The organism is Sphingobium scionense, assembly GCF_014197035.1.
Lineage (GTDB): Bacteria > Pseudomonadota > Alphaproteobacteria > Sphingomonadales > Sphingomonadaceae > Sphingobium > Sphingobium scionense.
Genome location: NZ_JACIEU010000002.1, coordinates 115,235 through 134,475 on the forward strand (window position 1 = coordinate 115,235; position 19,241 = coordinate 134,475).

The following is a 19,241-nucleotide window of genomic DNA, read 5'->3' on the forward strand; positions in this document are numbered from 1 at the left end:
CGCGCGCCGCGCCCCGCCCGCGGTTGACGCATGGGGATTGACGCGACAAAGGGAACCCAAATCGACTCGCCCGTTCGCGCGGGCCATTCCATGCCAGTCATGAAAGACATCTTCCCGCTATGACCGTTTCCGACACGCAGCTCGCCAACGCCATCCGGGCGCTTTCCATGGACGCCGTGCAGGCTGCCAACAGCGGCCATCCCGGCATGCCGATGGGCATGGCCGATGTCGCCACCGTGCTGTTCAAGGATTATGTGAAGTTTGATCCGACCCAGCCCAAATGGGCCGATCGCGACCGCTTCGTGCTGTCGGCCGGCCATGGCTCGATGCTGATCTATTCGCTGCTGAACCTGACCGGCTATGCCCGTCCGACGATGGACGACATCCGCAACTTCCGCCAGCTCAGCAGCCCGTGCGCCGGCCACCCGGAGAATTTCGAGCTGGCAGGGGTCGAGGCGACCACCGGTCCGCTGGGTTCGGGCCTGGCCACCGCCGTCGGCATGGCGATTGCCGAGCGTCACCTGCACGCCGAATATGGCGACGATCTGGTCGATCACCGCACCTGGGTGATCGCCGGCGATGGCTGCCTGATGGAAGGCATCAACCATGAGGCCATTGGCCTCGCCGGTCACCTCAACCTGTCGCGCCTGATCGTGCTGTGGGACGATAACAAGATCACCATCGATGGCGCGGTCGACCTGTCGAGCAACGAGGACGTCCTTGCCCGCTATGCCGCCACCGGCTGGCATGTCGTGTCGTGCGACGGCCATGACGTTGCCGACGTGCGCCGCGCCATTGACGAGGCGCTGGCCGATCCGCGTCCCTCGCTGATCGCCTGCGCCACCAAGATCGGCTATGGCGCGCCGAACAAGGCCGGCACCTCGGGCGTCCATGGCTCGGCGCTGGGCGAGGCCGAAGTCGCCGCCGCCCGCGAGTTCCTCGGCTGGGCCGCCGAACCCTTCGTCGTCCCCGCCGACATCGACGCCGCCTGGAAGGCGATCGGCACCAAGGGCCGCGATGTGCGGACCGCTTGGGAAGGCCGCCTGGCAAAGGCCTCGGAGGGTGCTGAATTTTCGCGTCGCATGGCGGGCGAACTGCCGGCCGGCTTCTCGCTCGAAACCTATATCGATAGCCTGATCGCCAACCCGCAGAAGGTCGCCACCCGCAAGGCCAGCGAACTGGCGCTGGGCGCGATCAACGATCTGCTGCCCGAAACCGTCGGCGGCTCGGCCGACCTCACCGGCTCGAACAACACCAAGACCAAGTCGACCGGCCCGCTGACCCGCGACGATTATTCGGGTCGTTATGTCTATTATGGCATCCGCGAATTCGGCATGGCCTGCGCGATGAACGGGATGGCGCTGCATGGCGGCGTGATCCCTTATGGCGGCACCTTCCTGGTCTTTTCCGACTATATGCGCGCCGGCATCCGTCTGGCCGCGTTGCAGGAACAGCGCGTGATCCACGTCCTCACCCATGACTCGATCGGTCTGGGCGAAGACGGCCCGACCCACCAGCCGATCGAGCATGTCATGTCGATGCGCATGATTCCCAACCTCGACGTCTATCGCCCGGCCGACATCGTCGAGACGGCGGAGTGCTGGGAACTGGCGCTGAAGGATGCGACCGGCCCGTCGGTGCTGGCGCTGACCCGCCAGAACCTGCCGCAGCTGCGCCTCGAAAAAGCTGAGAATCTGTCGGCCAAGGGCGCCTATCGCCTGGTCGCCGCGACCGCCGATCGCCAGGTCGTGCTGCTCGCCACCGGTTCGGAAGTCGAGATCGCCGTCGCCACCGCCAAGGCGCTGGAAGAACAGGGCATCGGCGCCGACGTCGTCTCGATGCCGAGCTGGGCGCATTTCGACGCGCAGGACGCCGCCTACAAGGCCGATATCCTGCCTGCCGGCGTGCTGCGCGCCTCGATCGAGGCCGGCACCACCTTCGGCTGGGAACGCTATACTGGCATCGAGGGCCTGCGCTTCGGCATCGACAGCTTCGGCGCATCGGCTCCGGCCGAAGTCCTTTACGACCATTTCGGCCTGACCGCCGCCAAGATCGCTCCGCAGATCAAGGCCGCGCTCGGCGCCTGAACCCAAGACCAACACGCAAACCGGGAGACAAGTGCAGTGGCAACGAAGGTAGCAATCAACGGTTTCGGCCGTATCGGTCGTCTGGTGGCACGCGCCATCCTCTCGCGCACCGACCATGATCTGGAACTGGTGAGCATCAACGACCTGGGCGATGCCAAGGCCAATGCCCTGTTGTTCAAGCGTGACTCGGTGCATGGCAACTGGGCTGGCGACGTCAGCGTCGACGGCGATTTCCTGGTGGTCGACGGCAAGAAGATCAAGGTGACGGCAGAGCGCGATCCCGCCAACCTGCCGCATGCCGAACTGGGCGTCGAAATCGCCCTGGAATGCACCGGCATCTTCACCAGCAAGGACAAGGCCGGCGCCCACCTGACCGCCGGCGCCAAGCGCGTCGTCATCTCGGCACCGGGCACCAATGTCGACAAGACTGTCGTCTTCGGCGTCAACCATGACGAACTGACCGCCGACGATGTCGTGATCTCGAACGCCAGCTGCACCACCAACTGCCTGGCGCCGCTCGCCAAGGTGCTGCACGATGCGATCGGCATCGAACGCGGCTTCATGACCACGATCCACAGCTACACCAACGACCAGAACACGCTGGACCAGATCCACAAGGACATGCGCCGCGCCCGCGCCGCTGCGCTGTCGATGATCCCGACCACCACCGGTGCCGCGCGCGCCGTGGGTGAGGTTCTGCCGTCGCTCAAGGGCAAGCTGGACGGTTCGTCGGTCCGCGTGCCGACCCCGAACGTTTCGGTCGTCGACCTCAAGTTCATCCCCAGCCGCGCCACCACGGTCGAGGAAGTCAACGGCCTGCTCAAGGCTGCGTCGGAAGCCGGCCCGCTCAAGGGTATCCTGGGCTATTCGGACGAGCCGCTGGTCTCGATCGACTATAATGGCGATCCGCGCAGCTCGACCGTCGACAGCCTGGAAACGGCCGTGATCGAGGGCAATCTGGTCCGCGTGCTCAGCTGGTACGACAATGAATGGGGCTTTTCGAACCGCATGATCGACACCACCGGTGTCGTGGCGAAGTTCCTCTAAGCCTTCTCAGCCCCGCCGGACCAACCGGCGGGGTTTTTCTTCTGATATAATTCCAATTTCTAGGAGCGATCATGGCAAAGCCGTTCAAGACACTCGACGACATGGGCGACATCACCGGCAAGGTGGTGCTGGTGCGCGAGGATCTGAACGTGCCGATGCAGGACGGTTCGGTCAGCGACGACACCCGTCTGCGCGCGGCAATGCCGACCATCCTGGAACTGGCCGATCGCGGCGCCAAGGTGCTGATCCTGGCCCATTTCGGTCGGCCCAAGGGCCAGAAGAACCCGGAATTTTCGCTGAGCAAGATCACCCGTCCGCTGACCCAGGTGCTGGGCCGCGAGGTGCAGTTCATTCCCGACTGCCAGGGTGAAGCCGCGATCGACGGCATTGCGGTGATGCGTCCGGGCGACATTGCCATCCTCGAAAATACCCGCTTCCATGCCGGCGAGGAAAAAAATGATCCCGCGCTGGTCGATGCCATCGCCGCGATCGGCGACCTTTATGTCAACGACGCCTTTTCCGCCGCGCACCGCGCCCATGCCTCGACCGAGGGGCTGGCCCACAAGCTGCCCGCCTTTGCCGGCCGCTCGATGGAGAAGGAACTGGATGCGCTCGAAGCCGCGCTCGGCGCCCCGGTAAAGCCGGTCGCGGCCGTCGTTGGCGGCGCCAAGGTGTCGACCAAGCTCGACGTGCTCAACAATCTCGTCACCCAGGTCGATCATCTGATCATCGGCGGCGGCATGGCCAACACCTTCCTTCACGCCCGTGGCGTCGATGTCGGCAAGTCGCTGTGCGAAAAGGATCTGGCCGACACGGCCGAGGCGATCTTCGACAAGGCCGAGGAAGCCGGCTGCATCATCCATCTGCCCTATGACGTGGTCGTGGCGAAGGAATTCGCCGCCAACCCCCCGTCGGTGCGTATCTGCAACGTCCATGAAGTCGCCGAGGATGAAATGATCCTCGACGTCGGCCCGGCCGCGGTCGAGGCGCTCGGCGATGCGCTCAAGAACTGCCGCACCCTGGTGTGGAACGGCCCGCTCGGCGCGTTCGAAATCGCGCCCTTCGACGCGGCGACCGTCGCCCTCGCCAAGACGGCGGCGGCGCTTACGAAGGAAGGTCAGCTGGTCTCGGTCGCGGGCGGTGGCGACACCGTCGCCGCGCTCAACCATGCCGGCGCGGCCGCCGACTTCACCTTCGTCTCGACCGCCGGCGGCGCCTTCCTCGAATGGATGGAAGGCAAGGAACTGCCGGGCGTGAAGGCGCTCTACGCTTAAGTCCCTTAACAGCCCGGGGCGTCAGCGCGTGGCGCTGGCGCCCCGGTCGAACAGGATGAAGACCAGCGCGGCCACGCCGCCGATCGCCGCACCGGCGATCGCGCTCAGGCTCCAGCCGCCCGCTTCATAGGTGGTCGATCCGATCACCGATCCCAGCGCGCCGACCACGAACATCACCGTCATATAGGCCGCGTTGATCCGGCCGCGCGCATGGGGATCGAGCGAGAAGATCAGCTTCTGTCCGGTGATCTGGCTGACCTGCACCGCCGCGTCGATCAGCACCGCCATGATGGTGAAGCCGATCAGGCTGCCCGCCGCCACCGTCCAGTCCGCCAGCAGGAATCCGATGGCGAGCGCGATCAGCGCGCCGAGCGAGGCCGGGCCGGTCAGCCGCCGGTCGGCCAGCCAGCCCGCCACCGGGGCCACCAGCGCGCCGCCTGCACCCGCCAGGGCAAAGGCGCCGATGCCGTTATGGCCAAGCCCGAAATCATGGATCAGGCTCAGCGGTGCGGCGGTCCAGAACAGGTTGAACGCCGCAAACATCGACGCCTGGTAGAAGGCGCGCATCCGCACCACACGATATTTGCCGAGCTGCGAGAAGGTCGAGGCCAATACCTGCCCATAATGCATGCCGCCCTTGGGCCGGCGCTGCGGACAGGCGATCAGCAGCGCGACCGCGACCAGCGCGATCACTCCGGCCGACAGCAGGAAGGTCGCCCGCCAGCCCATCGATCCCGCGAGGAAGCTGGCGATCGGCCGCGACAGCATGATGCCGAACAACAGGCCGCTCATCACCGTGCCGACCACGCGCCCCTGCCGCTCGGGTGGGGCGAGGTGGGAGGCCAGCGGGATCAGCACCTGCACCCCGGTTGCACCCACGCCGGTCATGACGGAGGCGATCAGGAAGGTCGCGGGACCATTGGACAGGGCGATGGCGATGCAGCCCAGCACCGTCGCCACTGCCGATATCAGCACGATCCGCCTGTTCTCGAACAGGTCGGCCAGCGGCACGACCAGAATGATGCCCAGGCCATAGCCAAGCTGCGTCAGCGTGGTGATGAGGCCCGCGACCCCGGCCGACATGCCGATTTCCGGCCCGATCACGTCGATCAGCGTCTGGGCATAATAGAGGTTGGCTACCATCGTCCCGCACGCGACCGCCATCAGCAATATGGCAAAGCGGGACAGGGGCGCATGATCGTGCGGCAGGGGCAGGGCGGCGGAATGGGTCATCCCGCCCTAATGGCCACCGCACGGGCGGCTTTCAACCGGATGACGGAAATTTCATTGTGCAATGCAACTGAAAATGGCGTCAGGCGGGGGGCTGTTCGTTCAGCAAGGGAACCAGCAGCGCATTGAGATCGTCCAGCTCGAACGCGCCGGACTTGGCGTAGCGCAGCTTGCCGGACCGATCGATGACGAAATTGGTCGGCACCCCGGTCAGTGGGCCATAGGGGCCTTTGATCCGTTTTGCCGACGGGATGTGCATCGCCGCGAACAGTTGCTTCAACTGTGCGACCGGCACCGATCCCTCCGTCGTGATCGCGAACACCTTCAGCCCATGTTTCTTCTGGAGGCCATAATAGCTGTCCAGCGTCGGCAATTCCTTGCGGCAGGGCACGCACCAGGTCGCCCAGAAATTGAGCAGCACGACCTGCCCTTTCAGCTCCGCCAGCGACACCTTGCTGCCGTCGATCAGTGTCAATTCGAAATCCGGCGCCATCTCGCCGACCACCGGCTTGGTCGCCGCCTGTGCTGCCCCGCTATCGAGCAGTCCCAGCATCAGCGCGGCCGCCATGACGGGCCGCATTTTCCCGATCCCCATTCTTCCCCCGATTCAGACCTTTGGCCGCAGCCTATCAGCCGTTTTCGCACGCGCCAACGATATTGGCGGCCGCCCCGTCGCCCGGCCGGTCCAAGTATCTTGCGGTGCGGCATGGGACTAGCTAACAGCCCGGATACCAGCGGGCTTTCCCGACCGCTACAGTCATGCTTTCGGGTCGGCCCGACAGCTTCCATTTTTCCGCGCTGCCGAGGGGGTGGCGCGCCCCAAGAGAAGGTATGTGCAGATGCTGGATCAGGACATGGTCAAGAAGGTTTCCGACGGTCAGGGCTTCATCGCCGCGCTCGACCAGAGCGGCGGTTCGACGCCCAAGGCGCTCAAGGGCTATGGCGTCGAGGAAAGCGCCTGGAGCAATGATGAGGAGATGTTCGGCCTGATCCACGCGATGCGCAGCCGTGTCATCACCTCGCCCGCCTTCACCGGTGACAAGGTGCTGGGCGCCATCCTGTTCGAGCGCACCATGGACGGCATCGTCGACGGCAAGCCGACCCCAACCGCGCTGATCGAACGCGGCGTCGTGCCTTTCATCAAGATCGACAAGGGCCTGGAGGATGAGGCGAACGGCGTGCAGCTGATGAAGCCGATGCCCGAACTCGACGCACTGCTCGCCCGCGCCAAGGGCCTGGGCGTGTTCGGCACCAAGGAACGCTCGGTCGTCAACCTCGCCAACCGCGAGGGCATTGCCGCCGTGGTCGCCCAGCAATTCGAAGTCGGCAAGCAGGTTCTGGCTGGCGGCCTGATGCCGATCATCGAGCCCGAAGTGAACATCAAGTCGCCCGAACGCGCCGAAGCCGACCAGATCCTGCTGGAGGAAATCCTCACGAATCTCGACGCCCTGCCCGAAGGCGAGCAGGTGATGCTTAAGCTCTCGCTGCCCGCCAAGGCCGGCCTGTTCGATCCGCTGGTCGATCATCCCAAGGTGTTGCGCGTCGTCGCCCTGTCGGGTGGCTTCAGCCGCACCGAAGCCTGCGCCGAACTCGCCAAGAATCGGGGCATCATCGCCAGCTTCAGCCGCGCGCTGCTCAACGACCTGCGCCACCAGATGAGTGACGACGAATTCAACGCGTCGCTGGGCGGTGCGATCGACGAAATCTACGCCGCTTCGGCCACCAAGACCCCGGTCGCGGCCTGACGCATATGGACGGCGCCGGGCAGGGGGAAAGTCCCGCCGGCGCCGCCTTTTCCTATCATCGGGGGGTCGCGCCGATGCTCTGGGTGCTATTGGGCCTGATGGTCGTCGAGACGTCCGTGGCCCATCTGCTGGTTGCGCTGTGGAGTCCGCGCGCGGCGCTCATCCTCTCGCTTTTGAGCCTTGCCACGATCGGCTGGTTCATCCTCTTCATCCGCTCCTTGCGCCACCATCCGGTGCGGATCGACCCGGATGGGCTGATCTGGCCCGTCGGCAAGCTGCGAAGCTTCGCCATCCCCTGGACCCAAGTCGCGGGTTTGCGCGACGACTGGACGCTGGCCGATCTCAAGGCGGCGGGCCTGTTCAACGGCGCGCTGATCGCCCACCCCAACATCGTCATCGCGCTCGACCCACCGGCCAAGGCAGGGCGGCGCACGATCCGCTACCTCGCTCACCGGCTTGACGATCCCGCCGCCTTCATTGCCGCATTCAGCGCGCGCCCTTCAGCATAGGCAGCACCTTGTCGAGCGGCAGCGCCTCTGCCGTGCCGCGATTGCCGACCACGGTCTGCGCCTTGAACAGCGCGTTCAACACCGCTTCCTCGGTCGCCTCGATGGTCGCCTGGAACAGCGGCGAGATGCGATCATTCGGCAGGTCATCCACCGCCGCCACGGCATTGCGCTTTGCCGCCGTGCGCCGCACCGCGTCGCTGGTGGAAAAGGCAATCGCATAGTCGCCCGACCCGTTGGAGAAGCTCGACCCGGTCCGCGCGATGCCGCCAAAGGCGCGCTCGGCGACCCGGCGCAGATTGCGGTCGGACAGCGGCGCATCGGTTGCGATCACGATCACGACCGATCCGTCGGCCTTCCTTTCCTCGACCTGCTGGCGATAGTCATAGCGGCCAAGTTTCACACCCACCGGCACGCCCGCGATCGTCAGTACCCCGCCATAATTGGCCTGCACCAGCACGCCGATGGTCCAGCCGCCCAGCGACGCAGGCAGCTTGCGGGAAGATGTGCCGATCCCCGCCTTGAAGCCGAAGGCCACCGTGCCGGTGCCCGCACCGACCGCCCCTTCCTCGACCGGGCCGGCCTTGGCGCTCTCGATCGCGCGCCGGGCGTCGGCGATGGTCACATGCCGCCCACGAATGTCATTGAGCATGCCATCATTGGTCTCGCCCACCACGGCATTGACCGACCGCACCTCCTCATTACCCGTCTGCGCCAGCGTCCATTCGACCGAGGCCGCGCCGGCCTCCGCCACGTTCAGCGTATTGGTCAGCAGGATCGGCGTCTCGATCTCGCCCAGCTCGGCGACCTGGGTCGATCCCATGAACTTGCCGAACGCGTTATAGGCGACGAAGCCCGCCGGCACCTTGTCCTGGAACAGGTTGCCGCCATGGGGCAGGATCGCGGTCACGCCGGTGTTGACGTCCTTGCTGCGCGGCAAGGTCACCTGGCCCACCTTCACCCCCGCGACGTCGGTGATCGCGTTGAGCGGGCCGGGCCGGAGGATGCCGACGGTCACGCCTGCCTCCCGCGCGCGGGGGCGGGGCGCCTCCTGCGCCAGCACGGGCGCGGCGGACAAAAGCAGCAGGGCGGCGAAAGCGTGACGCATGAATTATCCCTCGGTTCGATGGTCGTGGTCATAGCCGCACTTGGCGCAGCCGCGCGAGCGGCTATAAGGCGCGCATGACCGATTTCACTGACGAAGAACTGGCGCTCGACCCCCATTTTGCCGAGCAATTCGAAAAGGGCTTTCGCCCTGCCTGCCAACTCTATCTGATTTCGCCGCCGGCGATCGACGAGACGTTCGTCGATCAATTGGCGCAGGCGTTCGATGGAGGCAGGGTCGCCGCCTTCCAGTTGCGGCTGAAAGGAATCGACGATCATGCCATCGCAGCGCTGGCCGGGCCGATCCAGGCGCTCTGCGCCGAACAGGAGGTCGCCTTCATCATCAATGACAGCATCGGCCTTGCCAAGCGGCTGAACGCCGATGGCGTCCATCTGGGGCAGGAAGATGGCGACCCGCGCGAGGCGCGCAAGCAGCTTGGTCCCAAGGTGCAGATCGGCGTGACCTGTCACGACAGCCGCCATCTGGCGATGGAAGCGGGTGAGGCGGGGGCCGACTATGTCGCCTTCGGTGCCTTCTACCCGACCACGACCAAGGAAACGACGCATCGTGCCGAGCCGTCGATCCTGGGCTGGTGGACGACCCTGTTCGAACTGCCCTGTGTCGCGATCGGCGGCGTCACGCCGGACAATGCCGCGCCGCTGATCGCCGCGGGCGCCGACTTCCTGGCCGTCAGCGGTGCGGTGTGGAATCATCCCGACGGGCCAAAGGCGGGTGTCGCCGCTTTCGCCGCGGTGCTCCCGCCAAAGCCTGAAAAGCCTGAGTAGTCAGGGGCGCAGGCGCGCAGAAAAGCGCCGCCGGGGCCATGGGCGCGGGTTTATCCCGATAGGAAAATGACTGCCGGCGGCCCAGCATCCCTTGCAATCGGGCAAGGGGTGCTAGGCATGGTGCTGGAAGAATTCGTCCATCGGCTGGCGGAATATATCGCGCTGGTCATCAACCTGCTCGCGATCCTGGCGATTGCCATCGGCGCTGTTCAGAGTGCGGTAGGGCTCAGCGGTCTGTTACTGTTCAAGGCGGACGAAGCCAAGCTGATGCCGGTCTGGATGAGCTTTGGTCGCTGGCTGGTGGCGGGGCTGAGTTTTCAGCTGGCCGCCGACATCGTAGAGACCAGCATCGCGCCAAGCTGGGCCGATATCGGCAAGCTGGCCGCGATCGCCGCCATACGCACTTTCCTCAACTATTTCCTCGATCGGGATATGGAGGGGTTGCGGGAACGTGAAAAGGCCAAGGCGGAGGCCATCTGATCGCAGTGATGCAGGCAGCTTTCCGCCGCCTGCTGCGTTGTATCTCCCAGGAAATGGGAGAGTATCGCCTTGAAATATCACCTTCTCGGCCTGCCGCTGCTGTGTGCGGCCTGCAATGTGTCGACCACCGACGCCAATGAAAGCCAGCCATCAGCGCCCGTTAACCAGGCGCAGGCGGCGCCCGATCCCTCGGCGGCCTATGCCTTCCAGGTCGTGGACGAACCCGGCGGTAAGCCCTGGCAGCCCAGTCCGATCTTGCAGGCGCAGGTGGTGCTCGACCGCTGGGGCTTCTCGCCCGGCGTGATCGACGGCAAGGACGGGATGAGTTTCAAGGCGGCCTTGCGCGGCTTCCAGGAGGCGAACAAGCTGCCGGTCACCGGCGACTATGACCAGAAGACCTCGGCCGCGCTGCTGGAGGGGGAGGCGAAGCCGACCACCTGGCTGGTGCGTATCCCTGACGGTTTTGCCCGTGGGCCGTTCTTCGACATTCCCAAGGGGTTGAACAATCAGGCGAGTCTGCCCGCGCTCACCTATCGCAATCTGCTCGAAAAACTGGCGGAGCGCTTCCACACCACGCCCGAAGTGCTGACCGGCATGAATGCGCCCAACACCAAGGTCGCGGCAGGGGCGACGATCCGCGTGCCGGCGATCGCCAACCAGCCGGTTGCGCAGATCGAGGGTGACGAGCGCGGCTGGGGCGAAACACTCGCCAGCCTCGGCGTCGCCAAGGACCAGCCCCAGGCCGACCATCTGGTGGTCGACAAGTCGGAAGGGCTGCTCAAGGTCTATGGCGCGGACAATCGCCTGATCGCGCAATTCCCGGTCACGACCGGGTCACAGCATGATCCGTTGCCGCTGGGCGAATGGACGATCAAGGGCGTCAGCCGCAATCCCGATTTCCACTATAATCCCGACCTGTTCTGGGATGCCGCGTCGAAGGACCAGAAGGCGGTGCTGAAACCCGGCCCCAACGGCCCGGTCGGTGTCGTGTGGATCGATCTGTCCAAGGATCATTATGGCATCCATGGCACGCCCGAGCCGCAACTGATCGGCCGCACCGAAAGCCATGGCTGCATCCGTCTTACCAACTGGGATGCGGCGCGGCTCGCCCAGATGGTGAAGAGCGGCGTCAAGGCGAAGTTCCAGGCATGAACGTCCGGCTGTGGGGCGGCATCGCGTTGGTGCTGCTGCTCTGCATCGCTTTCGCCCAACATTGCGTGCGGATCGTCCCGGCCGACGCGCCCGTGCGATCCGCGGCATCTGCGCCGCCAACTGCCAGCAAGGGAGCACTGCTGATTCCGGTGGAGGGCATGCCCGCTTCCGCGCTCACCGATACCTTCACCCAGGCGCGCGCGGGCGGCGCCCGGCCGCATGACGCGATCGACATCATGGCGGCGCGGGGCAGGGCGGTGCTGGCCGCCGCCGATGGCCGGATCGAAAAGATCTTCTGGAGCGAGGCCGGTGGCCGCACCCTCTACGAACGCGCGCCCGATGGCCGGACCGTCTATTATTACGCCCATCTCGACGGCTATGCGCCGGGCCTGCGCGAAGGGCAGGTGGTCAGGCGCGGGCAGCGGATCGCGACCGTGGGCAGCACCGGCAATGCCGATCCCGCCGCGCCGCATCTGCATTTCGCCGTCAACATCATGGCACCCGGCGACCCCTGGCATGGTGGCCGACCGATCAATCCCTATCCGCTGCTGGTCGGTCAATGACCTGTCCTACTTGTTCGTCATCGGCTATCATCGGGGCCAGCCGCGATCGAAAATTGCCGAAGTAGGAAAGCGAATTTCAAAATGTGCGGGAAATGTGCGAAGTTAAGCGGAAACGCCGCCCTCTTGCCCTTGGCGCCGTCTCGCGGTAAAGGCGCGGCCAGCCTCGCAGAGGCCGGCTCTTTTCCACATTCAGACATATAGGCAGGCTCTTCCCATGAAGATCAGCGGCGTGGACATTCGTCCCGGCAACAATATCGAATATGAGGGTGGCCTGTGGCGCGCCGTCAAGATTCAGCACACCCAGCCCGGCAAGGGCGGCGCCTATATGCAGGTGGAGCTGAAGAACCTGATCGATGGCCGCAAGAACAATGTCCGCTTCCGCTCGGCCGAGAGCGTTGAGCGCATCCGCCTCGACACCAAGGATTTCCAGTATCTCTACCCCGAGGGTGACATGCTGGTGTTCATGGACACCGAAACCTATGACCAGATCAACCTGCCGATGGACCTGGTCGGCGACGCTGCGGCCTTCCTGCAGGACGGCATGATGGTCATGCTGGAAATGTATGAAGAACGCCCGATCAGCGTCCAACTGCCCGAGACGGTCGAAGCGACCATCGTCGAAGCCGACGCCGTGGTGAAGGGCCAGACCGCATCGGCCAGCTACAAGCCGGCGATCCTGGACAATGGCGTCCGCGTCATGGTTCCGCCGCACATCGTCACCGGCACGCGCATCGTGGTCGATGTCTATGAGCGCGAATATGTGAAGCGGGCCGACTGATGCGGTTCGGGCGCAGCACGGCAGCCGCCGCTCTCTTGGCAACTGGCCTCGCGATCGGTGTCCTGCCGGCTGCGCTCCCTGCCCAGACGGTCAACAAGCCGTCCAAGGCGCAGATCGACAGTGCCGCCTATGTGTTGCAGGTCATCAGCAGCGCGCTGGAATCGAAGGATGTCGAGCCGCCGGTCAAGACCGCGCTGTTCGAATGCCTCTACGCCAATCCGCTGTCGCAGATCAGCGCGGCGACCGACAAGGTGATCGCGGGCAATCCGGGCAAGGTGAACCGCAAGGATCCCTCGCAGATGCTGGCGGTGATCGCCGGCACCTGTGGCTATCGCCCGGCAGCGCCCGCCGCCAAGTCCGCCCCGAAGAAATAAAGCAAAGGCCGCCCACCGGGGCGGCGGAGATTTTACATGGTATCCCATTCCGGCCTTCTCACCGTCATGGAACGCGCCGCCCGCAAGGCCGGCTCCAAGCTGCGCCGCGACTTCGGCGAGGTCGAGCATCTGCAGGTGTCGCGCAAGGGGCCGGCGGACTTCGTGTCCAAGGCCGACAAGCAGGCCGAACAGACGCTGGTCGAGGAATTGCAGAAGGCGCGTCCCGACTGGGGTTTCCTGCTGGAAGAGGGCGGGGTGATCGAGGGCGATCCCAACAAGCCGCGCTGGATCATCGATCCGCTCGACGGCACGACCAACTTCCTGCACGGCATCCCGCACTTCGCCATCTCGATCGCGGTCGAGGAGCCTTTGTTCGGCGGCAAGCGCGAAGTGACCTCGGGCCTGATCTATCAGCCGGTCACCGACGAAAGCTATTGGGCGGAAAAGAATCGCGGCGCCTGGCGTCATGACCAGCGTCTGCGTGTCTCGGCCCGCCGCGACCTCGCCGACTGCCTGATCGCCACCGGCATTCCGTTCATGGGTCATGGCAACATGGCCGAATGGAGCCGCGTGTTCGGCGCGGTGGCGCCCTCGGTCGCCGGCCTGCGCCGTTTCGGTGCGGCCTCGCTCGACCTCGCCCATGTCGCCTCGGGCCGCTATGACGGCTTCTGGGAAAGCGGCCTCCAGCCCTGGGACGTGGCGGCCGGCATCCTGATGGTGCGCGAGGCCGGCGGTTTCGTCAGCGACTTCCGTGGCGGCGACCAGATGATCGACCGCAGGGAAATGATCGCCGGCAATGACACCACCCACAGCAAGCTGCACAAGCTGGTGGCCGGCGCGCTGCGCTAAGAGCCTGATCGTCTGAGGTGGAAGCGCTCGGGGCGCCTCCGCCGATGGCGTGAATCAGGCTCTGCTAAGCTCCTGATTTAAGAGCAAAGGGCGTCGGCCCACCGCTGCGAGTCTTCGGGCTTCCAGAGGTGGTCCGGCGCCTGTTTTTTTGTGTCTGGGGCAATCGTCCCTTGCGCTTTTGGTAACGCGATCAAGCCTTTGCAATTGTTGCGAATCATTCTCACAGGTTCGCCCCTTGCTTCGCATATGCAGCAGGCCTAAAGGCCCCCCAGAACAATTTTCGCCCAGGGGATTCCATTGGTCGATCTCAGCCAATATCTGCCGATCCTGATCTTTCTCGGGATCGCTCTGCTGCTTTCCGGCACCTTCGTCTTTCTGCCGATGCTGGTTGGCCGCCTGACCGGTGCGCACAAGCCCGATCCTGCCAAGCTCTCCGAATATGAGTGCGGTTTTCCCGCATTTGAAGAGCCGCGCAGCCAGTTCGACGTGCGTTTCTACCTTGTCGCCATCCTGTTCATCATTTTCGATCTGGAGGCGGCATTTCTCTTTCCGTGGGCGGTAAGCCTCGACCAGATCGGCTGGGCCGGCTGGGCGACGATGATGATCTTCATAGCGGAGCTGGTGCTCGGCCTCGTCTATGCGTGGAAGAAGGGAGCACTCGATTGGGAGTAGAACTGACCAGCCCCATTCCCGGCACCATGCCGCCGATGGGGACGCAGCCCGACCAGGCCTTCTTCGACTCGCTCAACAGCGAAGTGAATGACAAGGGCTTCCTGATCACCTCGACCGAGGAACTGTTTCAGTGGGCGCGTACCGGCTCGCTGTGGTGGATGACCTTCGGTCTGGCCTGCTGCGCCGTGGAGATGATCCATGTCAACATGCCGCGCTACGACATGGAGCGCTTCGGCGCCGCGCCGCGCGCGTCTCCGCGCCAGTCGGACGTGATGATCGTCGCGGGCACGCTGTGCAACAAGATGGCCCCGGCGCTCCGCAAGGTCTACGACCAGATGTCCAACCCGAAATATGTGATTTCGATGGGCAGCTGCGCCAATGGCGGTGGTTACTACCACTATAGCTATTCGGTCGTCCGTGGCTGTGACCGCATCGTGCCGGTCGACATCTATGTGCCGGGCTGTCCGCCGACCGCCGAAGCCTTGCTCTACGGCATCATGCAGCTGCAGCGGAAGATCCGCCGGATCGGGACGATTGAGCGTTAATATGGGCCATTCTGCACCCAAGATCGTGAACCCCGAAGGGATCGCCGAGGAAATCGGCGCCCTGCTGGGTTCGATGCTGATCGAGACCATCGATCATGCCGATGAGCTGACCTTCGTTGTCGCGCGTGACGACCTGGCCAATGCCATGGTCGCGCTGCGCGACATGGCGCATTACCAGCAGTTGATGGAAATCGCCGGCGTCGATTATCCGGAACGCCCGGACCGGTTCGAGGTCGCCTATCACCTGCTCAGCGTAACCCGTAACCACCGCGTTCGCGTCAAGGTCTCGACCGACGAGGATACGCCGGTGCCGACCGTCACGCACCTCTGGCCGGTCGCCGGCTGGCTGGAGCGCGAAGTGTTCGACATGTATGGCGTCATCTTCGACGGCAATACCGACCTGCGCCGCATCCTGACCGACTATGGCTTCAAGGGCCATCCGCAGCGCAAGGACTTCCCGCTGACCGGTTATGTCGAGCTGCGCTATTCCGAGGAAGACAAGCGCGTCGTCTATGAGCCGGTGAAACTGGCGCAGGATTTCCGCAGCTTCGACTTCATGTCGCCCTGGGAAGGCGCGCAATATGTGCTGCCGGGTGACGAGAAGGCCGCGGCGCCTGCCGCGCCTGCTGCTGCGCCCGCAGCCGCACCCACGCCTAAGGCGACGGAAAGCAAGGCCGACACCGGTGCTGGCGATGCCGCCAACAAGAAGGCGGAGGAAAAGTCGGCCGACGCGCCGGCCAAGCCCGCCGCCGAAACCGATGAAGGCAAGGGGGCTGCCAAGCCCGAAGGTAAGGCCTGATGTCCGACTATCTCGAAAAGATGGATCATGTCACCGATGCGGCCGACCCGGCCTATGGTGACACGGAAATCCAGAACTACACGATCAACTTCGGTCCGCAGCACCCTGCGGCGCACGGCGTTCTGCGTCTGGTCATGGAACTGGACGGCGAAATCGTCGAGCGCTGCGACCCGCATGTCGGGCTGCTGCATCGCGGCACCGAAAAGCTGATCGAATATAAGACCTATATGCAGGCGCTGCCCTATTTCGACCGGCTGGACTATTGTTCGCCGCTCGGCATGGAGCATAGCTATGTTCTGGCGGTCGAAAAGCTGTTGAACCTGGAAGTGCCGCTGCGCGCGCAATATCTGCGCGTGTTCTTCGCGGAACTGACCCGCATCTGCAATCACATGCTCAACCTGGGTTCGCACGTGATGGACGTCGGCGCGATGACGCCGAACCTGTGGCTGTTCGAAATCCGCGAGGATTGCCTCAACTTCTTCGAGCGCGCCTCGGGTGCCCGCATGCATTCGGCCTATTTCCGGCCGGGCGGCGTCCATCAGGACGTGCCCCTGAAACTGCTGACCGACATCGCCGACTGGCTCGACACCCGCCTGCCGCGTCTGTTCGAGGACGCGATGAGCCTGGTCGTCGACAACCGCATCTTCAAGCAGCGCAATGTCGACATCTCGATCGTCAGCAAGGAAGATGCGCTGAAGTGGGGCTTCTCCGGCCCTATGCTGCGTGGTTCGGGCATTGCCTGGGACATCCGCAAGGCGCAGCCCTACGACGTCTATGACCGCATGGACTTCGATGTGCCCGTCGGCACTGCCTATGACTGCTATGACCGGTTCATGGTCCGCGTCGAGGAAGTGCGCCAGTCCGCGCGCATCATGAAACAGTGCCTCAACGAGATGCCGGAAGGGCCGATCGCCAGCTTCGACCGCAAGGTCTCCCCGCCCAAGCGCGGCGAGATGAAGCGGGACATGGAAGCGCTGATCCACCACTTCAAGCTCTATACCGAGGGCTTCCATGTCCCCGCGGGCGAAGTCTATGTGGCGACCGAAAGCCCCAAGGGCGAATTCGGCGTCTATCTGGTCAGCGACGGCTCCAACAAGCCCTATCGCTGCAAGATCCGCCCGACCGCCTTCTCGCATCTGCAAGCTATGGACTTCATGATGAAGGGCCACATGCTCGCCGACACCACCGCTGTACTGGGCGCGATGGACATCGTGTTCGGAGAATGTGACCGATAATGGCTGACGCAGTTCATATCCCCGATGAGGCCGAAACCCGCGCGCGCTGGGGCGCGTTCGCGTGGACGCCCGAAAATGCCGAGCAGGCCAAGAAGGTCATCGCGCGCTATCCCGCGGGTCGCCAGCAGTCGGCAGTGATGCCGCTGCTTGATCTGGCCCAGCGTCAGGTCGGTGCGGAAACCCAGACCAACGGCTGGCTGCCGGTTCCGGTCATGGAATATATCGGGCGTCAGCTCGATATGCCGTACATGCGCGTCTATGAGGTCGCGACCTTCTACACCATGTACAACCTCGCGCCGGTCGGCCGCTATCATGTGCAGGTCTGCGGCACGACGCCGTGCATGCTGCGCGGGTCGGACGATGTCTTTGCCGCGTGCAAGAACAAGGGCCTGGTCAAGGGTGGCACGACCCCCGACGGCCTGTTCACCCTCAATGAGGTCGAATGCCTTGGTGCCTGCGCCAACGCTCCGATGGTCCAGATCAACGACGATAATTTCGAAGATCTGACCTACGACAGCACCATCGCCATCCTGGAAACGCTGGCCGCCGGCGGCCAGCCCAAGATCGGCCCGCAGATCGATCGCCAGACCAGCGCGCCGGAAGGTGGCCCGACCACCCTCAAGGAGATGGTCGGCGAAAATCACGACTATCGCGGTCAATGGAACGAAGGAGCGACGGCATGACCGATGCACCCGCACCGGCGCCCTTCGTCGGGCCGCTGTCCGACAAGGACCGCATCTTCACCAACGTCCACGGCTTCCAGGATTGGGGCGTCGACGCCGCGATGAAGCGTGGCGATTGGGACAATACCAAGAAGCTGATGGAAATCGGCCAGGACGCGATCATCGACACCATCAAGGCGTCGAACCTGCGCGGCCGCGGCGGCGCCGGCTTCCCGACCGGCATGAAGTGGAGCTTCATGCCCAAGGAAAGCAAGGACGGCCGTCCCAGCTTCCTGGTCATCAACGCCGACGAATCCGAACCGGGTTCGTGCAAGGACCGCGAAATCATCCGCCACGATCCGCACAAGCTGATCGAAGGCGCGCTGATCGCCGGTTTCGCGATGCGGGCGCGTGCTGCCTACATCTATATTCGCGGCGAATTCATCTATGAGGCGAAGGTACTCTTCGCCGCCGTGGAGCAGGCCTATGAAAAGGGCTTTATCGGCAAGAATGCCTGCGGCTCGGGCTATGATTTCGACGTGTTCGTCCATCGTGGTGCCGGCGCCTATATCTGCGGCGAGGAAACCGCCCAGATCGAAAGCATCGAGGGCAAGAAGGGCCAGCCCCGCCTGAAGCCGCCTTTCCCGGCCGGCGCGGGCCTCTATGGCTGCCCGACCACCGTGAACAACGTGGAATCGATCGCGGTTGCGCCGACGATCCTGCGTCGCGGCGCCGCCTGGTTCAACGGCTTCGGCCGTGAGAATAACCGCGGCACCAAGCTGTTCCAGATCAGCGGCCATGTGAACAAGCCCTGCGTCGTCGAGGAATCGATGTCGATCCCGTTCCGCGAACTGATCGACCGCCATTGCGGCGGCATCCGTGGCGGCTGGGACAATCTGCTCGCGGTCATTCCGGGCGGTTCTTCGGTGCCTTTGGTCCCCGCCAAGGAGATCATGGACGCACCGATGGACTTTGACGGTCTGCGCGCGCTGGGTTCGGGCCTGGGCACCGCCGCGGTCATCGTCATGGACAAGTCGACCGACATCGTCCGCGCCATTTCGCGTCTCTCCTACTTCTACAAGCATGAGAGCTGCGGCCAGTGTACGCCGTGCCGCGAAGGCACTGGCTGGATGTGGCGCGTCATGGAGCGCCTGCGCACCGGCGACGCCGACCAGAGCGAAATCGACATGCTGTTCCAGGTGACCAAGCAGGTTGAAGGCCACACCATTTGCGCGCTTGGCGACGCAGCAGCATGGCCGATCCAGGGGCTGATCCGGCACTTCCGTCCGGAAATCGAGCGCCGGATCAACGAGAACAAGGGTAGTGCCCCCGTCATGGAGGCAGCGGAGTAAC

The 19,241-nt window shown here is 64.4% G+C and carries 21 protein-coding genes; 18 read left to right on the forward strand and 3 right to left on the reverse strand.

The window, feature by feature from the left end; all coding sequences use genetic code 11:
* The first annotated feature begins 119 nt into the window (after positions 1–119).
* The 3 genes from tkt to GGQ90_RS02395 all read left to right on the forward strand — a co-directional run bounded on the left by tkt (position 120) and on the right by GGQ90_RS02395 (position 4,408).
* Positions 120–2,087, forward strand: coding sequence for a transketolase (gene tkt, locus GGQ90_RS02385; protein WP_188080654.1), 1,968 nt, complete (start codon positions 120–122; stop codon positions 2,085–2,087).
* 36 nt (positions 2,088–2,123) lie between these two features.
* A complete protein-coding gene (gap, locus tag GGQ90_RS02390) occupies positions 2,124–3,134 on the forward strand; it encodes a type I glyceraldehyde-3-phosphate dehydrogenase (RefSeq protein WP_188080655.1) in 1,011 nt (336 codons plus the stop codon).
* Positions 3,135–3,205: 71 nt separating this feature from the next.
* Positions 3,206–4,408, forward strand: a complete 1,203-nt coding sequence (locus GGQ90_RS02395; protein ID WP_188080656.1) for a phosphoglycerate kinase — start codon at positions 3,206–3,208, stop codon at positions 4,406–4,408.
* A 21-nt stretch (positions 4,409–4,429) separates the two neighbouring features.
* On the opposite strand, the gene GGQ90_RS02400 is transcribed toward GGQ90_RS02395, so the two are convergent.
* Entirely contained in the window at positions 4,430–5,641 is a 1,212-nt protein-coding gene (locus GGQ90_RS02400; RefSeq protein ID WP_188080657.1) for an MFS transporter, read from the reverse strand.
* 79 nt (positions 5,642–5,720) lie between these two features.
* Positions 5,721–6,218, reverse strand: a complete 498-nt coding sequence (locus tag GGQ90_RS02405; RefSeq protein ID WP_188080658.1) for a TlpA family protein disulfide reductase — start codon at positions 6,216–6,218, stop codon at positions 5,721–5,723.
* Positions 6,219–6,477: 259 nt separating this feature from the next.
* Between GGQ90_RS02405 and GGQ90_RS02410 the strand changes: the two genes are divergently transcribed.
* Together GGQ90_RS02410 and GGQ90_RS02415 are read left to right on the forward strand one after the other, a co-directional pair.
* Positions 6,478–7,383, forward strand: a complete 906-nt coding sequence (locus tag GGQ90_RS02410) for a fructose bisphosphate aldolase (protein ID WP_188080871.1) — start codon at positions 6,478–6,480, stop codon at positions 7,381–7,383.
* A gap of 5 nt (positions 7,384–7,388) precedes the next feature.
* Positions 7,389–7,892 carry a hypothetical protein gene (locus GGQ90_RS02415; RefSeq protein WP_188080659.1) on the forward strand — a complete coding sequence of 168 codons (504 nt, stop codon included), beginning with the start codon at positions 7,389–7,391 and terminating at the stop codon, positions 7,890–7,892.
* Here the strand turns inward: GGQ90_RS02415 and GGQ90_RS02420 are convergent.
* Positions 7,870–8,997 carry a DmpA family aminopeptidase gene (locus GGQ90_RS02420; RefSeq protein ID WP_188080660.1) on the reverse strand — a complete coding sequence of 376 codons (1,128 nt, stop codon included), beginning with the start codon at positions 8,995–8,997 and terminating at the stop codon, positions 7,870–7,872. The two genes, GGQ90_RS02415 and GGQ90_RS02420, sit on opposite strands and share 23 nt — an antisense overlap.
* A gap of 74 nt (positions 8,998–9,071) precedes the next feature.
* Between GGQ90_RS02420 and thiE the strand changes: the two genes are divergently transcribed.
* The 13 genes from thiE (at position 9,072) to nuoF (ending at position 19,240) form a co-directional block, all read left to right on the forward strand.
* Positions 9,072–9,779 carry a thiamine phosphate synthase gene (gene thiE, locus GGQ90_RS02425; protein WP_188080661.1) on the forward strand — a complete coding sequence of 236 codons (708 nt, stop codon included), beginning with the start codon at positions 9,072–9,074 and terminating at the stop codon, positions 9,777–9,779.
* A gap of 117 nt (positions 9,780–9,896) precedes the next feature.
* Positions 9,897–10,259 (forward strand): DUF1622 domain-containing protein, encoded by a 363-nt coding sequence (locus tag GGQ90_RS02430; protein ID WP_188080662.1) that lies wholly within the window; start codon positions 9,897–9,899, stop codon positions 10,257–10,259.
* Positions 10,260–10,328: 69 nt separating this feature from the next.
* The gene (locus tag GGQ90_RS02435) at positions 10,329–11,411 is read left to right on the forward strand and encodes a L,D-transpeptidase family protein (protein ID WP_188080663.1); all 1,083 of its coding nucleotides are present in this window, start codon (positions 10,329–10,331) and stop codon (positions 11,409–11,411) included.
* Positions 11,408–11,974, forward strand: a complete 567-nt coding sequence (locus GGQ90_RS02440; protein ID WP_188080664.1) for a M23 family metallopeptidase — start codon at positions 11,408–11,410, stop codon at positions 11,972–11,974. Before GGQ90_RS02435 ends, GGQ90_RS02440 begins: the two co-directional genes overlap by 4 nt.
* A 214-nt stretch (positions 11,975–12,188) precedes the next feature.
* The gene (gene efp, locus GGQ90_RS02445; protein ID WP_004211725.1) at positions 12,189–12,752 is read left to right on the forward strand and encodes an elongation factor P; all 564 of its coding nucleotides are present in this window, start codon (positions 12,189–12,191) and stop codon (positions 12,750–12,752) included.
* Positions 12,753–12,787: 35 nt separating this feature from the next.
* Positions 12,788–13,126: a hypothetical protein gene (locus tag GGQ90_RS02450; protein ID WP_246428099.1), complete on the forward strand. Its 339-nt coding sequence runs from the start codon at positions 12,788–12,790 to the stop codon at positions 13,124–13,126.
* Positions 13,127–13,162: 36 nt separating this feature from the next.
* Positions 13,163–13,975, forward strand: coding sequence for an inositol monophosphatase family protein (locus GGQ90_RS02455; protein WP_188080666.1), 813 nt, complete (start codon positions 13,163–13,165; stop codon positions 13,973–13,975).
* Positions 13,976–14,272: 297 nt separating this feature from the next.
* Positions 14,273–14,647 carry an NADH-quinone oxidoreductase subunit A gene (locus GGQ90_RS02460; protein ID WP_188080667.1) on the forward strand — a complete coding sequence of 125 codons (375 nt, stop codon included), beginning with the start codon at positions 14,273–14,275 and terminating at the stop codon, positions 14,645–14,647.
* Positions 14,638–15,192, forward strand: a complete 555-nt coding sequence (locus GGQ90_RS02465) for a NuoB/complex I 20 kDa subunit family protein (RefSeq protein WP_007714778.1) — start codon at positions 14,638–14,640, stop codon at positions 15,190–15,192. The genes GGQ90_RS02460 and GGQ90_RS02465 overlap by 10 nt, the downstream gene beginning before the upstream one ends.
* 1 nt (position 15,193) lies before the next feature.
* The gene (locus GGQ90_RS02470; protein WP_188080668.1) at positions 15,194–15,991 is read left to right on the forward strand and encodes an NADH-quinone oxidoreductase subunit C; all 798 of its coding nucleotides are present in this window, start codon (positions 15,194–15,196) and stop codon (positions 15,989–15,991) included.
* Complete coding sequence (locus GGQ90_RS02475) at positions 15,991–17,226, forward strand: NADH-quinone oxidoreductase subunit D (RefSeq protein ID WP_188080669.1); 1,236 nt, start codon at positions 15,991–15,993, stop codon at positions 17,224–17,226. The genes GGQ90_RS02470 and GGQ90_RS02475 overlap by 1 nt, the downstream gene beginning before the upstream one ends.
* Positions 17,226–17,909 carry a complex I 24 kDa subunit family protein gene (locus GGQ90_RS02480; RefSeq protein ID WP_188080670.1) on the forward strand — a complete coding sequence of 228 codons (684 nt, stop codon included), beginning with the start codon at positions 17,226–17,228 and terminating at the stop codon, positions 17,907–17,909. Before GGQ90_RS02475 ends, GGQ90_RS02480 begins: the two co-directional genes overlap by 1 nt.
* Positions 17,906–19,240 (forward strand): NADH-quinone oxidoreductase subunit NuoF, encoded by a 1,335-nt coding sequence (gene nuoF, locus GGQ90_RS02485; RefSeq protein ID WP_004211735.1) that lies wholly within the window; start codon positions 17,906–17,908, stop codon positions 19,238–19,240. The genes GGQ90_RS02480 and nuoF overlap by 4 nt, the downstream gene beginning before the upstream one ends.
* Position 19,241: the final 1 nt, after the last annotated feature.